The 18,397-nt window shown below is 69.9% G+C and carries 17 protein-coding genes and 1 pseudogene; all 18 read right to left on the bottom strand.

Going from position 1 to position 18,397, the window contains the following annotated elements:
* Positions 1–410: pseudogene (locus AB0O67_RS30220) on the bottom strand (F0F1 ATP synthase subunit alpha); the annotation flags it as partial.
* Between the two features lie 129 nt (positions 411–539).
* Positions 540–1,355, bottom strand: coding sequence for a F0F1 ATP synthase subunit delta (locus tag AB0O67_RS30215; protein ID WP_365456803.1), 816 nt, complete (start codon positions 1,353–1,355; stop codon positions 540–542).
* Entirely contained in the window at positions 1,352–1,900 is a 549-nt protein-coding gene (locus AB0O67_RS30210) for a F0F1 ATP synthase subunit B (RefSeq protein WP_365456800.1), read from the bottom strand. The genes AB0O67_RS30215 and AB0O67_RS30210 overlap by 4 nt, the downstream gene beginning before the upstream one ends.
* 42 nt (positions 1,901–1,942) lie before the next feature.
* Positions 1,943–2,179, bottom strand: coding sequence for an ATP synthase F0 subunit C (gene atpE / locus AB0O67_RS30205; RefSeq protein ID WP_189701479.1), 237 nt, complete (start codon positions 2,177–2,179; stop codon positions 1,943–1,945).
* Between the two features lie 77 nt (positions 2,180–2,256).
* Positions 2,257–3,027 (bottom strand): F0F1 ATP synthase subunit A, encoded by a 771-nt coding sequence (atpB, locus tag AB0O67_RS30200; RefSeq protein ID WP_365456809.1) that lies wholly within the window; start codon positions 3,025–3,027, stop codon positions 2,257–2,259.
* Positions 3,028–3,300: 273 nt separating this feature from the next.
* The gene (locus tag AB0O67_RS30195; RefSeq protein ID WP_365456796.1) at positions 3,301–3,738 is read right to left on the bottom strand and encodes a hypothetical protein; all 438 of its coding nucleotides are present in this window, start codon (positions 3,736–3,738) and stop codon (positions 3,301–3,303) included.
* 286 nt (positions 3,739–4,024) lie between these two features.
* Positions 4,025–5,329 carry an MraY family glycosyltransferase gene (locus tag AB0O67_RS30190; protein WP_365456793.1) on the bottom strand — a complete coding sequence of 435 codons (1,305 nt, stop codon included), beginning with the start codon at positions 5,327–5,329 and terminating at the stop codon, positions 4,025–4,027.
* Positions 5,330–5,458: 129 nt separating this feature from the next.
* On the bottom strand, positions 5,459–6,694 hold the full coding sequence (gene glyA, locus AB0O67_RS30185) for a serine hydroxymethyltransferase (protein WP_365456790.1): 1,236 nt from the start codon (positions 6,692–6,694) through the stop codon (positions 5,459–5,461).
* Between the two features lie 94 nt (positions 6,695–6,788).
* Entirely contained in the window at positions 6,789–7,451 is a 663-nt protein-coding gene (locus AB0O67_RS30180) for a protein-tyrosine-phosphatase (RefSeq protein ID WP_365456787.1), read from the bottom strand.
* Between the two features lie 52 nt (positions 7,452–7,503).
* On the bottom strand, positions 7,504–8,151 hold the full coding sequence (locus AB0O67_RS30175) for an L-threonylcarbamoyladenylate synthase (protein WP_365456784.1): 648 nt from the start codon (positions 8,149–8,151) through the stop codon (positions 7,504–7,506).
* Between the two features lie 52 nt (positions 8,152–8,203).
* Positions 8,204–9,043: a peptide chain release factor N(5)-glutamine methyltransferase gene (prmC, locus tag AB0O67_RS30170; RefSeq protein WP_365456806.1), complete on the bottom strand. Its 840-nt coding sequence runs from the start codon at positions 9,041–9,043 to the stop codon at positions 8,204–8,206.
* A 71-nt stretch (positions 9,044–9,114) separates the two neighbouring features.
* Positions 9,115–10,191, bottom strand: coding sequence for a peptide chain release factor 1 (gene prfA, locus AB0O67_RS30165; protein WP_365456781.1), 1,077 nt, complete (start codon positions 10,189–10,191; stop codon positions 9,115–9,117).
* A gap of 146 nt (positions 10,192–10,337) precedes the next feature.
* Positions 10,338–10,559 carry a 50S ribosomal protein L31 gene (rpmE, locus tag AB0O67_RS30160; protein ID WP_365262144.1) on the bottom strand — a complete coding sequence of 74 codons (222 nt, stop codon included), beginning with the start codon at positions 10,557–10,559 and terminating at the stop codon, positions 10,338–10,340.
* 162 nt (positions 10,560–10,721) lie between these two features.
* Positions 10,722–11,858, bottom strand: coding sequence for an LCP family protein (locus AB0O67_RS30155; RefSeq protein ID WP_365456777.1), 1,137 nt, complete (start codon positions 11,856–11,858; stop codon positions 10,722–10,724).
* A 223-nt stretch (positions 11,859–12,081) separates the two neighbouring features.
* The gene (gene rho, locus AB0O67_RS30150; protein WP_365456774.1) at positions 12,082–14,109 is read right to left on the bottom strand and encodes a transcription termination factor Rho; all 2,028 of its coding nucleotides are present in this window, start codon (positions 14,107–14,109) and stop codon (positions 12,082–12,084) included.
* 405 nt (positions 14,110–14,514) lie between these two features.
* A complete protein-coding gene (thrB, locus tag AB0O67_RS30145) occupies positions 14,515–15,459 on the bottom strand; it encodes a homoserine kinase (protein ID WP_365456771.1) in 945 nt (314 codons plus the stop codon).
* Between the two features lie 280 nt (positions 15,460–15,739).
* Positions 15,740–16,798, bottom strand: a complete 1,059-nt coding sequence (gene thrC / locus AB0O67_RS30140) for a threonine synthase (protein ID WP_365456768.1) — start codon at positions 16,796–16,798, stop codon at positions 15,740–15,742.
* 6 nt (positions 16,799–16,804) lie between these two features.
* Positions 16,805–18,097: a homoserine dehydrogenase gene (locus tag AB0O67_RS30135; protein WP_365456765.1), complete on the bottom strand. Its 1,293-nt coding sequence runs from the start codon at positions 18,095–18,097 to the stop codon at positions 16,805–16,807.
* Positions 18,098–18,397: the final 300 nt, after the last annotated feature.

Raw genomic sequence — 18,397 nt, 5'->3', positions numbered from 1 at the left:
GCCTGCAGCTCAAGGGCACGACGACCCGAGGTCTCGATCTCGCCGAGGCCGTCGATCGGGGCGCCGAGGGGGTCGACCACGCGGCCGAGGTAACCCTCGCCGACCGCGACGGAGAGGACCTCACCGGTGCGGGTGACCGGCTGCCCCTCCTCGATACCGCTGAACTCACCGAGGACGATGGCACCGATCTCGCGCTCCTCGAGGTTGAGGGCGAGGCCGAGGGTGCCGTCCTCGAACTTCAGCAGTTCGTTGGCCATGGCCGAGGGCAGACCCTCGACCTTCGCGATGCCGTCGCCGGCAAGGGTGACCGTACCGACCTCCTCGCGCGAGGCCGCGTCCGGCTTGTACGACTGGACGAAGGTCTCCAGTGCGTCCCGGATCTCCTCCGGCCGGATCGTGAGCTCCGCCATCTGGGTTCCCTGCTCTCCTTGTTGGGCCCGAAGTTTCACTTTGGGGGGATGGGGACTCCCCCCTAAGAGAGGTGAATCCTCTGCACGGCCCAACCGGGCCGTAGGTACGACTTGCGTGTTCAGTTGCGGCTAGCTCGCCAGCCGGCGCTCGGCGTCCGCGATGCGGTCCGCGAGGGAGCCGTTGATGATCTCGTCGCCGACCTGCACCCGGATCCCGCCGAGGACCTCGGGGTCCAGGTCGAGGTTGAGGTGCATCCGACGGCCGTAGAGCTTCGCGAGAGCATCGCCGAGGCGCTGCTTCTGTGCGTCGCTCAGCGGCACCGCCGAGGTGACGACGGCCACCATGCGATCCCGCCGCTCGGCGGCGAGCTTGGACAGGGACTCAAGTCCCGCTTCCAGGCTACGTCCCCGCGGCGCGGTCACAAGGCGCGTCACCAGACGCTCGGTGGCCGGGGCCGCCCTTCCGCCGAGCAGACTGCGCAGCAGCTCGCTCTTGGCGGCGACGGTGGCCTTGCGGTCGGTCAGCGCGGCGCGCAGCTCGGTGCTGGAGGCGACGATCCGGCCGAACCGGAACAGCTCGTCCTCGACGCTGTCGAGCGTGCCGCCCTGCTGTGCGGCGGTGAGGTCGGCGGTGTTCGCCAGCTCCTCCAGCGCGTCCACCAGGTCGCGCGACTGCGACCAGCGGGAGCGCACCATGCCGGACACCAGGTCCGCGGTCTCGCCGCCGACCTGGGTGCCGAGCAGGCGCTGGACCAGCTCGGCCTTGTTCTCACCGGCCTGCGCCGGGTCTGTGAGGACCCGGCGCAGGCTGACCTCGCGGTCGAGCAGCGCGGTCACCGCGGCCAGCTCGTCGGCGAGCCGCGCCGTGTCCACGGACGTGGCGTCTGTCAGCGCGTCGAGACGCTCACGCGCGGCTGCCAGTGCTTCGCGGCTCGCTCCGTTCATCGAGACGCCTCGGCCTTCTCCTCGAGCTCGTCGAGGAAGCGGTCGATCACACGGCTCTGCCGGGCGTGGTCCTCCAGGGACTCACCGACCAGCTTGCCGGCCAGCTCGGTGGCCAGCTTGCCGACGTCCTGCCGGAGCGCGGACGAGGCGGCCTTGCGGTCGGCCTCGATCTGGGTGTGACCGGCGGCGACGATCTCCTCGCGCTGCCGCTGGCCTTCCGCGCGCATCTCGGCGATGAGCGCGGCACCCTGCTCCTGAGCCTCCTGGCGCAGCCGCGCGGCCTCGTGCCGGGCCTCGGCGAGCTGGGCCTTGTACTGCTCAAGGACGCTCTGAGCCTCGACCTTCATGGTCTCGGCCTCTTCAATACCGCCTTCGATCGCCGCGCGGCGCTCCTCCAGAACCTTGTTGATGTTCGGAAGCAGCTTCTTCCAGAAGATGAAGAAGACGATGGCGAAGGCGATGGTGCCGACGAGCAGCTCGGGGCCGGGCGGGATGAGCGGGCTCTGCTCCTCCTCGGCCGCCAGCTGCACCAGGTTGGCGATCACATCAGTGCCTTTCGTCGAATCGTGTCGGTAAGCGGTGGCTACTTACACACCGAACACGAACGGCATAACGATGCCGATGAGGGCGAGCGCCTCACAGAAGGCGAAGCCCAGGATCTGGTTGGCGCGGATCAGGCCGGCGGCCTCGGGCTGACGGGCCAGGGCCTGGGTGCCGTTGCCGAAGATGATGCCGACGCCGATGCCGGGGCCGATGGCGGCGAGGCCGTAGCCGATGGAGCCGAGCGAACCGGAGACAGCGGCGAGGGTCTCAGTGGCAGCCATGCTGAATCTTCCTTCTCTTTCATGGACCGGCGGGGGTTGGCCACCGGACGTTCTGGGGGCTAGCGGGCGTTGGGGGCTCAGTGGTGCTCGGCCAGAGCGCCCTGGATGTACGTGCAGGCCAGCAGTACGAAGACGTACGCCTGGACGGCCTGCACGAAAAGCTCGAAGAGGATCATGGCCATCGTCATGATGAAGGAGACGCCCGCGGCCGGGATCAGCCAGCTGTTCAGCAGGTACCAGGAGGCGACGGTGAACATGACCAGCATCAGGTGGCCGGCGAACATGTTGGCGAAGAGTCGCACGGCGTGCGTGAACGGGCGGACCAGCAGGTTCGAGAAGAACTCGATGATCATGACGAGCGGCAGCACCGGACCGAGCGACTTGTCGTAGCCGGTCACGTTCTTGAAGAAGCCGACGAAGCCGTGGCGCTTGAAGGTCAGTCCGACCCAGGTGAGGTAGACGATCGCGGCCAGCACCGCCGGGTACGCGATGATCGACGACACCGGGAACTGGGCCAGCGGAATCACCGACCAGATGTTCATGATCCAGATGAAGAAGAAGAGCGAGACCATGAGCGGGACCCACTTCTCGCCCTCACGCTTGCCAAGGGTCTCGTAGACGATGCCGCGGCGCACGAAGTCGTAGCCGGCCTCGCCGATCATCTGGAGCTTGCCCGGAACCACCTTCGCCTTGCCGAAGGCCGCCCAGAAGAAGCCGATCACGATCACGGTGGTGATGAGCGCGAGCAGCATCACCTTGTTGAACTCGAACCCTCCCACCGTGGTGATCGGCTGGAAGAGAAACGAGTGCAGGCCCGGAGCCGGAAAGCCACACCCGTTGTCGGACATGATCCGACAACTCCAGTCAAAGGCGAGCTGGGTCTGGTCAGCACTCACCACGGGCTCCTTCGGCGTGACGCATGGGTACGGCAACCTCGTTGTGTCGGCGCGGCACAGGGCCGCGGGTCGGCACCGGACAGGTGTTACGGATGTGGGGGCGGCTGGGGGACATCAAGCCTCGCGATCGAGCAGGCGTCAGCTCGGATGCCCGCGCCCGCGATGCCGCAGTTGGCACCGGACGATAGCAGGAGTTCTCACTGGCCCTTATCCCGCCCCTACCCCTCACGACGACGGCCCTGTCTTCTCGGGCTTCTCGCTCTTCGCGGCATCCGGATCGACGTAGAAGATCTTGGCCTTCATGTGCGCTCGGGCCTGCGCGGCCATCCATACGACGGTCGCGACGACGAGGCCGATGGCGAACGTCTTCGGATGGAAGAGAGAGGTGTCCTTGAAGAGGGCGACGAAGATCAGGAGCAACAGGAGCTGGGCGACGTAGAGCATCATCCCCATGGCCTGGAAGAGCTGGGGGAGCGTTTTCGCCGTCCATTGCAGAACGAACAGACCGATCCCCATGAAGAGGATGGCGAGCAGTGTGCCGATGCCGGCACCGAGCGCTCCCTTGCCACCTGCGACCACACCACTGACCGCGACCGTGACCACACCGACAGCGGCTGTGGGCGCAGCTGTCTGCAGAAGGTTCCGGGCGTCATTGGACGGCATGGCGGCAACTCCGCTTTCACAGGGGGGCAGGGTGTCGTCATGGACGAGCGTAGTCCCGGGCTGAGAGAGAACCTCATGCCGGTGGACCGTCGCACCACGGTCCGTCGGCTCTATCCGGGGGGGTTCTCGTGAACCGTATCACAAACTATTTGATGAGGTCTTTACCTGGGGGTGTGCGCACTGTCACACATGAGAGTGATGCTGCGCGTCTGTGCGGAATCCGAGCCGACTTGTCTGGTATTAGGGCGTTCATTCCCCCGCGGCCGGCAATGCCTTAGTCAGATTCTTACCTTGTGAAGCGTGAGCGGGGGCCGACGGCGGTGGCCCCGTTGACACCGGAGACCCCGACGGCGACCGGCGTGCGCTCCTCCTCCTCGGCGGGAGACTCGACCGGAACCACCGACTCGGGCGGCGGCACGGCCCGGCTCCGGCGGTAGCGCGGCGGCACGAAGTGCTCGGCCCACAGCGGGGCGCGCGGGGTGAAGCGCGGCAGCAGCAGCAGGACCAGGCCCAGGGCGCTGAGCAGCACCACGCCCAGGACGATCCACATGGACGCCGAGTTCACCGAGTAGCCGAGGGCGCCGAAGGCGATCAGCGCCGACCAGAAGTACATGATCAGCACGGCCCGGCTGTGCGAGTGCCCGATCTCCAGGAGCCGGTGGTGCAGGTGCCCTCGGTCCGCGGCGAACGGCGACTGGCCCCGCCAGGTGCGGCGCACGATCGCGAGGATCAGGTCCGCGGCCGGGATCGCGATGATGGTCAGCGGCATGAGCAGCGGAATGTAGACCGGCACCATCTGGTGCACGGAGTTGCGCTCGGACCCGGTGAAAAGGTTCATCAGGTCCGGGTCGACCTGCCCCGTGACCGAGATCGCGCCCGCCGCCAGCACCAGGCCGATCAGCATCGAGCCCGAGTCGCCCATGAAGATGCGGGCCGGGTGCATGTTGTGCGGCAGGAAGCCCAGGCACATGCCCATCAGCACCACGGCGAAGAGCGAGGCCGGGGCGGCGGCCTCGATGCCGTACGAGTACCAGATCCGGTACGCGTACATGAAGAACGCGGCCGACGCGATGCACACCATGCCCGCGGCCAGGCCGTCCAGCCCGTCGACGAAGTTGACCGCGTTGATGGTGATGACGACCAGGGCCACCGTGAGCAGCGTGCCCTGCCACTGGGTCAGCGCGACCGTGCCGACACCCGGCACCGGCAGCCACAGGATCGTCAGGCCCTGCATCACCATCACGCCGGCGGCGATCATCTGGCCGCCCAGCTTGATCAGGGCGTCGATCTCGAACTTGTCGTCCAGTACACCGATGAGCCAGATCAGCGCCGCCCCGGAGAGCAGGGCGCGAGGCTCGTTGGACTTCTCGAAGACCTCGCTGAGGTTGGTGAGATGGTCGGCGACCAGCAGGCCCGCGCACAGACCGAAGAACATCGCGATCCCGCCGAGCCGCGGAGTGGGCTCCCGGTGCACGTCACGTGCCCGGATCTCCGGCATCGCTCCGGCCACGATCGCGAATTTCCGCACCGGCCCTGTCAGCAGGTACGTCACCGCGGCCGTGATGCAGAGCGTCAGCAGGTATTCACGCACGGGCTTCCCCACAGATCTCGCTGGCCATCTCAGCCCCACACCCTAGCGAGGGACGCATATGGTTGGGGACTTCCGGGTAGCGACGATGGTTGCACGTGTGGCTGTGTACGGATTCCCTGCTACCCCGGCTCAGCGCGGATACGGCGGAAATCCCCGTGCGAGGTCCCGCACTTCTTCACGCACCGACCTGCTGTCGGCCTGGTCCCGCAGCACCTCCGCGAGCAACTTGGCGATGCGAGCCATCTCATCCTCGCTCATCCCCTGGGTGGTGACGGCAGCGGTGCCCAGCCGCAGGCCGCGGGCGTCGTGCGGCAGGGCGCAGCAGTCGACGATCATCCCGGCGGCCGCGAGCCGGCCGCGGGCGGTACGGCCATCCACGCCGAGCGGCGCCGGGTCCGCGGTGATGAGGTGGGTGTCCGTGCCGCCGGTGGTGACGCCGAGTCCCTCGGCGGCGAGTGCGGCGGCCAGGTAGCGGGCGTTGGCGACCACCTGATGGGCGTACGTCTGGAAGGCCGGTGTTGCCGCCTCCCCGAAGGCGACGGCCTTCGCGGCGATGCTGTGCATCTGGGCGCCGCCCTGGGTGAAGGGGAAGACGGCCCGGTCGACCCGCTCGGCGAGCTCGGCGCCGCAAAGGATCATGCCGCCGCGCGGTCCACGCAGCACCTTGTGCGTGGTGGCGCACACCACATCGGCGTACGGCACCGGACTCGGCGCCGCTCCCCCGGCGACGAGCCCGATGGGGTGCGCCGCGTCCGCGATGAGGTAGGCGCCCACCTCGTCGGCGACCTCGCGGAAGTAGGCGTAGTCGATGTGCCGCGGGTAGGCGATCGAGCCGCACACGATCGCCTTGGGGCGGTGGGCGCGGGCCAGGGTGCGCACCTGGTCGTAGGCGATGAGGCCGGTCTCCTCGTCGACGCCGTAGCCGACGAAGTCGAACCAGCGGCCGGAGAAGTTGACGGGTGAACCGTGGGTGAGGTGGCCGCCGTGGCGCAGGCCGAGGGCGAGGACCGTGTCGCCGGGGCGCAGCAGGGCGGCGTACGCGGCCAGGACGGCCGAACTGCCCGAGTGGGACTGGACGTTGGCGTGCTCGGCGCCGAACAGCGTCTGGGCGCGCCGGACGGCGAGCCCCTCGGCGACGTCGACGATCTCGCAGCCGCCGTGGTAGCGGGACCCTGGATAGCCCTCGGCGTACTTGTTGGAGAGCGGCGAGCCGAGGGCGGCCAGCACGGCCCGCGAGGCGAAGTTCTCGGCGGCGTTCAGCTGGAGCGTGGTCGACTGCCGGTCCAGCTCCCCGAGCAGGATCTCGGCGAGCGCGGGATCCTGCCGGCGCAGCAGATCGGCCTCTGGGGCATGGATGACCGACATGGTGGACTCCGGGCGTCGACGATGACGTAGGTCCAATGTAGGCCGGGGCGGTCGCGGGCGCCCGCTGTCGCAGGGCTGTGGTGACGGCCGGGACTCAGGTCCGGGCCGCCACCCCCGTCAGCGCCGTCACCACGGGGTCCAGCGCCTGGTGTATCTCGTCGCCGACCGACCGGAAGAACGTCAACGGCGCCCCGTAGGGGTCGTACACCTCGTCGGCCTCGGCGGTGGGTGCCAGCAGCCAGCCGCGCAGCGCGGCGCCGGCCCGCACCAGGGCGCGGGCCCGGGCGACCACCCCGTCCTCCAGCGGTGGCAGGGTCGCCGGGTCGATGGCCTTCACCAGCCGGGTGAACTCCTTCAGCGTGAAGGTGCGCAGCCCCGCCGAGTGCCCCATCGAGATCACCTGGGCACGGTGGTCACGGGTGGCGGTGAGCACCAGGTCGGCCCGGATCACATGCTCGTCCAGCAGCTCCCGGCCCACGAAGCCGGAGGCGTCCGCGCCGAAGTCGGCCAGCACCGTCTCGGCGTTGGCCTCCATGGGCGCGCCCTCGTGGCCCCAGGTGCCGGCGCTCTCCACGATCAGCCCGCCACCGAGGACACCGAGCCGCTCCGAGACGAAATGCCGGGTCAGCCGCTCGGTGATGGGCGAGCGGCACACGTTTCCGGTGCTGACATGGAGGATGCGGAAACTGTCACGCGGCAGCCCCACGAACGTGGTCGTGATCTCCGCCGCGCTTTCCCGGTTGCCTATGCCACGCATGGGGGTGCCCCCTGCTCGAGCGGAGCCGAGAGCCTGGGGGAGTCAGGGGCTGTCAATTGGCCACCTCAAGGTCGGGTACGACCTTGCGCAGTTCGTCCGGCGAGAGGGCGCCCTCGCGCAGCAGGACGGGCACCGGGCCGGTGACGTCGACGATGGAGGACGGCACGTTGCCGGGGGTCGGGCCGCCGTCGAGGTAGACGGAGACGGAGTCGCCGAGCATCTGCTGGGCGGCGTCGCAGTCCTCCGGCGCCGGGTGCCCGGTGAGGTTCGCCGACGACACGGCCATCGGGCCGACCTCGGTGAGCAGCTCGATGGCGACCGGGTGCAGCGGCATGCGCACGGCGACCGTGCCCCGGGTGTCGCCCAGGTCCCACTGGAGCGACGGCTGGTGCCTGGCGACCAGGGTCAGCGCGCCCGGCCAGAACGCGTCGACCAGCTCCCAGGCCAGCTCGGAGAAGTCGGTGACCAGGCCGTGCAGGGTGTTCGGGGAGCCGATGAGGACGGGGGTGGGCATGTTGCGGCCGCGGCCCTTGGCCTCCAGCAGGTCGGACACCGCCTCCGAGGAGAACGCGTCGGCACCGATGCCGTACACGGTGTCGGTGGGGAGGACCACCAGCTCGCCACGGCGGACGGCGGACGCGGCCTCACGCAGACCGGTCACGCGGTCGGTGGCGTCGTTGGTGTCGTATCGCCGTGCCATGTCTAGCGGGCCTCCTCGTACGCGTACTGCTGGGGTGACGTCTGGTGGGTGCTCACGGCAGCGCCCTGCGGGCGGTGGCGAAGCGCGGGCGGTTGTTGAGGTCGGGGTGGTCGGCCGCGTCGGCCCAGCCCCGCTCCTCAGTGAAGATCCACGGCACCTGGCCGCCCTGGGTGTCGGCGTGCTCGATGACGACGACGCCGCCGGGGCGCAGCAGCCGGTGCGCGGTGCGTTCCAGGCCCCGGATCAGGTCGAGGCCGTCCTCGCCGGAGAACAGCGCCAGCTCGGGGTCGTAGTCCCGGGCCTCGGGGGCGACGTACTCCCATTCGGTGAGCGGGATGTACGGCGGGTTCGAGATGACCAGGTCGACCTGCCCGTCGAGGTCGGGGAAGGCGGTCAGGGCGTTCCCCTGCCGCAGGTCGACCCGCGACCCCTCGACGTTCTTACGGGTCCAGCGCAACGCGTCCTCGGACAGCTCCACGGCGTGCACGCGGGAGCGCGGCACCTCCTGGGCGAGCGCGAGCGCGATGGCACCGGAGCCGGTGCACAGGTCGACGATCAGCGGCTCGACCACGTCCATGGCGCGCACGGCGTCTATGGCCCAGCCGACCACGGACTCCGTCTCCGGGCGGGGCACGAACACGCCCGGCCCGACCTGGAGTTCCAGGTACCGGAAGAAGGCGCGCCCGGTGATGTGCTGGAGCGGTTCGCGCTGCTCACGGCGTGCGATGACCTCCCAGTAGCGGGCGTCGAAGTCGGAGTCCTTCACGGAGTGCAACTCGCCCCGCTTCACGCCGTGCACGAACGCGGCGAGTTCCTCCGCGTCGGTGCGCGGCGAGGGCACGCCGGCGTCGGCCAGCCGCTGGGTGGCCTGGGCCACCTCCGCGAGCAGCAGACTGCGGGGGCCTGGGGGTCGCCCCCCAAAAGATGGCTGCACGCTCGTCCTCCGTCGTACTCGTAAGTTCCTTACGCGGCTGCGAGCTTGGCGGCCGAGTCCGCGTCGACGCAGGCCTGGATCACCGCGTCGAGCTCGCCGTCCAGGACCTGGTCCAGGTTGTACGCCTTGAAGCCGACGCGGTGGTCCGAGATGCGGTTCTCCGGGAAGTTGTACGTCCGGATCTTCTCGGACCGGTCGACGGTGCGGACCTGGCTGCGGCGGGCGTCGGCAGCCTCCTTCTCCGCCTCCTCCTGCGCCGCCGCGAGCAGCCTGGAGCGCAGGATACGCAGTGCCTGCTCCTTGTTCTGCAGCTGGCTCTTCTCGTTCTGGCAGGAGGCGACGACTCCGGTCGGGATGTGCGTGATGCGCACGGCGGAGTCGGTGGTGTTCACGGACTGCCCGCCCGGGCCGGAGGACCGGTAGACGTCGATGCGCAGATCGTTGGGGTTGATCTCGACGTCGATCTCCTCGGCCTCCGGGGTGACGAGCACGCCGGCGGCGGAGGTGTGGATGCGCCCCTGGGACTCGGTGGCGGGCACGCGCTGCACGCGGTGCACACCGCCCTCGTACTTCAGCCGCGCCCACACGCCCTGCCCGGGCTCGGTGGCGCCCTGGCCGCCCTTGGTCTTCACGGCCACCTGGACGTCCTTGTAGCCACCCAGCTCGGACTCGGTGGCGTCGATGATCTCGGTCTTCCAGCCGACGCGCTCGGCGTACCGCAGGTACATGCGCAGCAGGTCCCCGGCGAACAGCGCGGACTCGTCGCCGCCGGCGCCCGCCTTGATCTCCAGGATGACGTCCTTGTCGTCGCTGGGGTCGCGCGGGACCAGCAACAGGCGGAGCTTCTCGGTGAGCTGCTCGCGCTGCCGCTCCAGATCCTTGACCTCGGCGGCGAACTCGGGGTCGTCGGCGCCCAGTTCGCGGGCCGTCTCGATGTCGTCGCCCGACTGCTTCCAGGAGCGGTACGTGGCGACGATCGGGGTGAGTTCGGCGTAGCGCTTGTTCAGCTTGCGCGCGTTGGCCTGATCGGCGTGGACCGACGGATCGGCGAGCTGCTTCTCCAGGTCGGCGTGCTCGGCGACGAGCTCCTCGACGGCCTCGAACATCTCTGGCTCCTGATGGGGGCATCCCCTGCTCGAACGTAGGTGAGCGCGTGGGGAAGGGTACGGGGTGAAGTGGGCGGGCGACCAAAAACGCCGGTCCCGGCGCGCCCGCAAGGGGGCGCGGCCGTGGACCGGCGAAATGGGGCTCGCTACTTCTTGGAGCCGGCGGCCTTGCCGAAGCGGGCCTCGAAGCGGGCCACACGGCCACCGGTGTCGAGGATCTTCTGCTTGCCCGTGTAGAACGGGTGGCACTCGGAGCACACCTCGGCCCGGATGGCGCCGGACTGGATGGTGCTACGGGTGGTGAACGAGGCGCCACAGGTGCAGCTGACCTGCGTCTCGACGTACTCGGGGTGAATGTCGCGCTTCAAGGTTTCTCCTATGGTTCGGGAGGGCGCCGGGTCGCAGCCGCGGGATGCGGGAGCGTGAACCGGAGCCGACGTACCAGTCTGCCAGGACTGGGGCCATCCCCCAAAACCGGGGGTTGCTCCCATCTATTCCGTGCGGGCGGGGGTGGGCACGGCCGCGCCCCCTCAGGACGTGATCACGCCCCTGGCTTCGCCTGTCGCCGATCCCTCGGTGGCCGACCTGGGAATGGGCCTGTCGTTCTTCAGGGCGTCCCACACCCGCTGGGCCTTCGCCTCGTCGAGGAGGACTCGGTTGGGGTCGGCGGGGTCGTACCGCACCGGCATCGTCACCATGTTCATCTTCGAGGCGCTGATGCCCTTGAGGCCGCTCGCGAAGGACGTCAGGGCGTCGACCGAGCCGAGGGAGGAGTCGGTCGTGACCGCGTTGGTGGCGGTGTCGGCGAGGTCGTACAGCTTCCTGGGGCTGGTGAACAGGCCGATCTCCTTGACCTGCTCGACCAGCGCCTTGACGAAGGCCTGCTGGAGCTGGATGCGGCCGAGGTCCGAGCCGTCGCCCACGCCGTGCCGGGTGCGCACCAGGCCGAGGGCCTGCTCGCCGGTGAGCTGGTGCGTGCCGGCTTCGAGGTCGAGATGGCTCTCGGGGTCCTCTATGTCCTGCGTCGTGGTCACCTCGACGCCGCCCAGTTCGTCGACGAGCCTCTGGAAGCCGGCGAAGTCGACCTCCAGGTAGTGGTCCATGCGCATGCCGGTGAGGGACTCGACGGTCTTCACTGCGCAGGCGGCGCCGCCGGTGCTGTACGCGGAGTTGAACATCACGCCGGAAGCCGCGTCGTGCGTGCCGCCGTCGGCGTCCGTGCACGCGGGGCGGTCGATCAGGGTGTCGCGCGGGACGGAGACGACGCTGGCCTTCTTCCGGCCTTCGTGGACGTGCACGATCATCGCCGTGTCCGAGCGGGCGCTGCCGTCGTCGGTGCCGCCGCCCAGCTTCTCGTTGCCGCCGGCGCGGGTGTCCGAGCCCAGGACCAGGATGTTCTCGGAGCCGTTGTCGGCCTTGCCGGGACGGTCGGCGCCCAGGGCCTGATCGATGTCCACGCTCTTGAGGTTGCCGTTGAGCTTGAGGTACACGTAGCCGACGCCGCTGCCACCGAGGACGACGATGCCCGCGGCGGTCCAGGCCGCGATCAGGAGCCCTCTGCGGCCCTTGGCCCGCGGTTTGCGGCGGTGTCCCTTGGCCCGTCGGCGCGGGCCGTGTCTGCCGGACTCACCCGGTATACCGGGCTCCGGCGTGCTGTCGGCAGGCATGTGCTCCTCAGCTCTCGTCGGATGTCGGGTACCCCCTGCGGTCAGGAAGCGATCAGGAATGGGCATGCACCAGACCATCGTCGCCCTGTCCGGTCAGACGGGGAAACTCGGGGCAGGGTTGCCCAAAAAACCGTGAAGGGCCGCATCCGTCATCGATGTGACGGATGCGGCCCTTCACCAGGCCGATCTCAGCGGGCCGCGGTCAGCGGGCCCGTCCGGCGCCTCAGTCGCCGTTGCCGGGGGTCGGCGTCGTCTTCTGGATCTGCATCAGGAACTCACCGTTCGACTTCGTCTGCTTCATCTTGTCGAGGAGCAGCTCGATCGCCTGCTGCTGGTCGAGGGCGTGCAGCACCCGGCGCAGCTTCCAGGTGACGGCGAGCTCCTCGTTGCCGAGCAGGATCTCTTCCTTACGGGTACCGGACGCGTCCACGTCCACCGCCGGGAAGATGCGCTTGTCGGCGAGCTTCCGGTCGAGCTTGAGCTCCGCGTTGCCGGTGCCCTTGAACTCCTCGAAGATCACCTCGTCCATGCGGGACCCGGTGTCCACCAGTGCGGTGGCGAGGATGGTCAGCGAGCCGCCGTCCTCGATGTTGCGGGCCGCACCGAAGAAGCGCTTCGGCGGGTACAGGGCGGTCGAGTCGACACCACCGGACAGGATGCGGCCGGAGGCCGGGGCGGCGAGGTTGTACGCACGGCCCAGACGCGTGATCGAGTCGAGCAGCACGACGACGTCGTGGCCCAGCTCCACCAGCCGCTTGGCGCGCTCGATGGCGAGCTCGGCGACCGTGGTGTGGTCCTCGGCCGGGCGGTCGAAGGTCGAGGAGATGACCTCGCCCTTGACCGACCGCTGCATGTCGGTGACCTCTTCCGGACGCTCGTCGACGAGGACGACCATCAGGTGGCACTCGGGGTTGTTGTGCGTGATCGCGTTGGCGATCGCCTGCATGATCATGGTCTTGCCGGTCTTCGGCGGGGCCACGATCAGACCGCGCTGCCCCTTACCGATCGGCGAGACCAGGTCGATGATGCGGGTGGTGAGGACGCCGGGGTCCGTCTCCAGGCGGAGGCGGTCCTGCGGGTAGAGCGGCGTCAGCTTGTTGAACTCCGGGCGGCCACGGCCGTGTTCGGGCGCCATGCCGTTGACGGAGTCGAGGCGGACGAGCGCGTTGAACTTCTCGCGCCGCTCGCCTTCCTTGGGCTGACGGACCGCACCGGTGATGTGGTCACCCTTGCGCAGGCCGTTCTTGCGGACCTGGGCGAGGGAGACGTACACGTCGTTCGGACCGGGCAGGTAGCCCGAGGTGCGGATGAACGCGTAGTTGTCGAGGATGTCGAGGATGCCCGCGACCGGGATCAGGACGTCGTCCTCGGCGATCTGCGGCTCGCTGCTGCTGCCGCCCATCTCGTCACGGCCCCGGCGGCCCCGGCGGTCGCGGTAGCGGCCGCGACGGCCACGGCGGCCGCCGTCGAAGTCGTCGTCGTTCTGGCCCTGTCCGCCGCCGCCCTGCTGCTGACGCTGCTGACCCTGGCCCTGCTGCTGGTCGTCGCCCTTGCCGCGGCGGTCACGGTCCCGGTTGTCCCGGTCGCCGCGCTCGCGGTCCCGGTTGTCCCGGTCGCCGCGCTCGCGGTCCCGGCCGCGCTCACGGCGGTCGCGACGGCGGCCCTCGCCGCCGTCGGCGTCGCCCTGCGGCTGCTGGGCGGGCGACTCGGCCTTCGCCTCGCTCTTCGCCTCGGCCGTCACGGTCTCGGAGCTGCCCGCCTCGGCGGTGGCCCGGCGACGCCGGCGCTCGGGGGCGTCCTCTCCCCCACGCTCGGCCTCGCTCGCGCGGGCGGCGCCGCCACCCGGCTGGCCGGGAATCTCGATCTGCTGCTGGGCCACGGCCTTCTCGGCGGGCGCCTCGGCCGACTTGGCGGCCTTCTCGGCAGGCGCGTCGTCGCCGGTACGCGCCTTGGACGTGGCGCGGCGCTTGGGCTTGGTCTCGGTGGCGGCCTCGGCGGTCTTCGCCGGGGCTCCCCCTCCCGCCTGCGCCTCCTTGATGACCTCGATCAGCTGGCTCTTGCGCATCCGCGCGGTGCCCCTGATGCCGAGGCCGGATGCGACCTGCTGCAGCTCGGCCAGCACCATGCCCTCGAGGCCGGTACCGCGGCGCCGCCGGGAGCCGGCACCGGTGGCAGGCGCGGAGGCGTCCGTGGCGGGCGCGGCAGCGGTCTCCTCGACACGTGCGCCCATCAGATCGGTGGTGTCGCTCACGAAGGGTCCTTCCCTGGAGCGGACGTCGGCCTGTCTGGCTCGGCGACCGGTTGTGCTGTCCGGCTTCGGTTCTTGCTGACCGAACCGTGCCGGGGCGGTGGTCCGCCAAAGCGGCGGAGGAAATATCTGGTGATGGCGCTTCCTTGAGCCGTGGCACCCAGTGTCACGTGGCGTGGTCGCACCGGTTCCGGAGCGTGCCCGTCGGACCGCTCAGTGTCGACGTACGACGTACTGCCCGCGTACGAGATACGAGACACAGTGCGGCTTGGGGAGCTCCCGGAAGAATGTCTGTCCCGAACTGGGACACGAGGCACCTCGCCATGGTGGGGTCGGGTGCAGACTTGAGGTTAACACTACCGGATCCAACAAACATTCCCCCTCTCGAAATCCGGCAATCGCGTGCTTTTAATCGACGCTCGCCACGTCGGCGCCGCTGGTCGCGAGCGGCAGTACGCTCGCCCCCGGCACGTCCAGGGCCAGCCGGTTCGCCGCCCAGCCCGGGCCCGCCAGTTGTTCCACCTTGTCGGCCGTACCCTCGTCCGCGAGCGCCAGCACGGTGGGTCCCGCGCCGGAGATCACCGCGGCGATGCCGTCCGCCCGCAGCCGCTCCACCAGCGCCGCGCTCTCGGGCATGGCGGGGGCGCGGTACTCCTGGTGCAGCCGGTCCTCGGTGGCGGGCAGCAGCAGCTCGGGGCGCCTGGTCAGGGCCTCGACGAGCAGCGCGGCACGGCCCGCGTTGGTGGCGGCGTCGACGTGCGGCACGGTGCGCGGGAGCAGACCGCGCGCGGTCTGCGTCAGAACCGGCTTCCCGGGCACGAAAACCACCGGAACGATGGAATCGGCGGGGTCCATCCTGATCGCCCGCGCGGCGCCGGCCTCCATCCAGGAGAGCGTGAACCCACCGAGCAGACAGGCCGCGACGTTGTCCGGATGGCCCTCGATCTCGGTGGCCAGCTCCAGCAGGCCCCTGTCGTCCAGCCGGGCCTCGCCGCCTATGGTCACGGCCCGGGCGGCGATGATTCCGGCACAGATGGCGGCCGAGGAGGAACCCAGGCCACGGCCGTGCGGAATGCGGTTCGCGCAGACGATTTCCAGGCCGCGGGGCTGTCCACCCAGGGAATCGAAGGCGGTGCGGAGAGCGCGTACGAGAAGGTGGCTTTCGTCACGTGGCAGCGTCCCGCTGCCCTCCCCCGCGATGTCGACGTGCAGCCCGGAGTCGGCCACGCGGACGACGACGTCGTCGTAGAGCCCCAGCGCGAGGCCGAGGGCGTCGAAGCCCGGGCCGAGGTTGGCGCTGGTGGCGGGGACGCGCACCCGTACGGCGGCGGCGCGGAACGCTGGACCGGCCATCGCTCGATGACTCTCCTTGAGCTGCGTGATTCGTGATTGCCGAAGACATTCGATGAAGTACGACGGACCCTTCGGGCCGTTGCCGGGATCCCTCCGGTCACTCCAGGATCACGACGACGGCGCGGCGCCCTGCCTATGCGAGGCATATGCGGGGGGCGGGTTCAGTACAGCCTATCGAAGGAAGGTTCTGTGGCGACATAGGGCGCACAGGAGGCGCACGATGCGTGTCGTAAGCCCCCTGTGCACCCCTGCCAGGGAATGCCCCGGGTCAAGCGGTACGTCAGACCAGTCCGAGGCGCTCGGCGGCGGTCGCCGCGTCCACCGGCACGGTGACCGGCTGCGGTGCGCCGGCGACGGCCCAGTCGGGGTCCTTGAGGCCGTTGCCCGTGACGGTGCACACGATGCGCTGGCCCGGGTCGACCTTGCCGAGTTCGGCGGCCTTCAGCAGACCGGCCACGGAGGCGGCGGAGGCGGGCTCGACGAAGACGCCCTCCTGCGCGGCCAACAGACGGTAGGCACGCAGGATCTCACGGTCCGTCACCTCGTCGATGAGACCGCCGGACTCGTCGCGCGCGTCGATCGCGTGCTGCCAGGAGGCCGGGTTGCCGATACGGATGGCGGTGGCGATGGTCGACGGGTCCTTGACCACCTCGCCGCGGACGATGGGCGCGGAGCCGGAGGCCTGGAAGCCCCACATGCGCGGGGTCCGGGCCGCGACGCCGTCGGCGGCGTACTCCCGGTACCCCTTCCAGTACGCCGTGATGTTGCCCGCGTTGCCCACCGGAAGGACGTGGATGTCCGGGGCGTCGCCGAGCATGTCGACGATCTCGAAGGCGGCGGTCTTCTGGCCCTCGATACGTACCGGGTTGACCGAATTCACCAGCGCGACGGGGTAGTTGTCGCTGAGCGCGCGGGCGAGCGTGAGGCAGTCGTCGAAGTTGCCGTCGACCTGGAGGATCTTCGCGCCGTGCACCAGGGCCTGGCCCATCTTGCCGAGCGCGATCTTGCCCTGCGGCACGAGGACGGCGGAGACCATCCCGGCGCGCACGCCGTACGCGGCGGCGGAGGCGGACGTGTTGCCCGTGGAGGCGCAGATGACCGCCTTCGCGCCCTCCTCCTTGGCCTTGGAGATGGCCATGGTCATGCCGCGGTCCTTGAAGGACCCGGTCGGGTTCGCGCCCTCCACCTTGAGGTGGACCTCGCAGCCCGTGCGCTCGGAGAGCACCTGCGCGGGCACGAGGGGCGTGCCGCCCTCACGGAGCGTCACGACCGGCGTGGTGTCGGAGACGGGCAGCCGGTCCCGGTACTCCTCGATGATTCCGCGCCACTGGTGGGTCATTGCTGGTTACTCTCCTTCAACCCGCATGATGCTGGCGACACCCCGCACGGTGTCGAGCTTGCGCAGCGCCTCGACCGTCCCGGTGAGGGAGGCGTCGGAGGCGCGGTGCGTGACGACGACGAGGGAGGCCTCGCCGTCCTTGCCCTGCTGCCGAACCGTATCGATGGACACCCCGTGCTCCGCGAACACGGTGGCCACCTGGGCGAGAACACCCGGTTTGTCGGCGACGTCGAGGCTGATGTGGTGGCGCGTGACGACCTCGCCCATGGACGAGACGGGCAGCGCGGCGTAGGCGGACTCGCCGGGGCCGGTCGCGTTGGTGAGCCGGTTGCGGCAGACGGCGACCAGATCGCCGAGGACGGCGGAGGCCGTCGGGGAACCACCGGCACCGGGGCCGTAGAACATCAGCTGCCCGGCCGCGTCGGACTCCACGAACACGGCGTTGTACGCGCCGCGCACGGAGGCGAGGGGGTGGGTCAGCGGGATCATCGCCGGGTGCACGCGCGCGGTGACGGAACCGCCGTCCGCGGCCCGCTCGCAGATGGCGAGCAGCTTGATGGTGCAGCCCATCTCCTTGGCGGAGGCGAAGTCGGCCGCCGTCACCTCGGTCATGCCCTCGCGGTAGACGTCGTCGAGGCGCACCCGCGTGTGGAAGGCGATGCCGGCGAGGATCGCCGCCTTGGCCGCCGCGTCGAAGCCCTCGACGTCGGCGGTGGGGTCGGCCTCGGCGTACCCCAGGGCGGTGGCCTCGTCGAGGGCCTCCTGGTAGCCGGCGCCGGTCGAGTCCATGGCGTCGAGGATGAAGTTGGTGGTGCCGTTGACGATCCCGAGCACGCGGTTGACCTTGTCGCCGGCGAGGGACTCGCGCAGCGGGCGGATCAGCGGGATGGCACCTGCGACGGCGGCCTCGTAGTAGAGGTCCCTGCCGTGCTCCTCGGCGACCGCGTGCAGGGCGGCGCCGTCCTGGGCGAGGAGGGCCTTGTTCGCGGAGACGACGGAGGCGCCGTGCTCGAACGCGGTGGTGATGAGGGTGCGTGCGGGCTCGATGCCGCCGATGACCTCGACGACGACGTCGAGGTCGCCGCGTTTGACGAGGGCGGTGGCGTCGGTGGTGACGAGGGCCGGGTCGATGCCCTCGCGCACCTTGTCGGGCCGCCGGACCGCCACGCCCGCGAGCTCCACCGGGGCACCGATGCGGGCGGCGAGGTCGTCGGCGTGCGTCGTCATGATGCGCGCCACCTCTGTGCCGACCACTCCGCAGCCCAGCAGCGCCACCTTCAGCGGACGCGTACGCATCATCCGACCTCGTTTCCTCTTACCGTCTTCGGTTGGACCAGTCTCACTCACCGGACGGGAGTTTCTGGCCCCTCGTCCGGATCGTGAGACGTTTATTTCATTTTTCCGGGGGCGAAAGAAGAAGATCTTCCGCTTCCGCGGGCGGCCGGGCGCGGGGTGCGCGGGGCGTCCCTTCGGGCCGGGCGCCGTGCCCCTGACGTCGGCTGGGCAGTCGGCGCTGCGGCGTCGGCGGGGCAGTCGGCGCTGCGGCGTCGGCGGGGCAGTCGCCCCTGCGGCGGCGGCGGGGCAGTCGGCGCTGCGGCG

Origin of the sequence: Streptomyces sp. NPDC086077 (genome assembly GCF_040686175.1) — a bacterium.
GTDB lineage: Bacteria > Actinomycetota > Actinomycetes > Streptomycetales > Streptomycetaceae > Streptomyces.
Note: the sequence above shows the minus strand (reverse complement) of the source record. Positions and strands in the feature narration are given on the sequence as shown.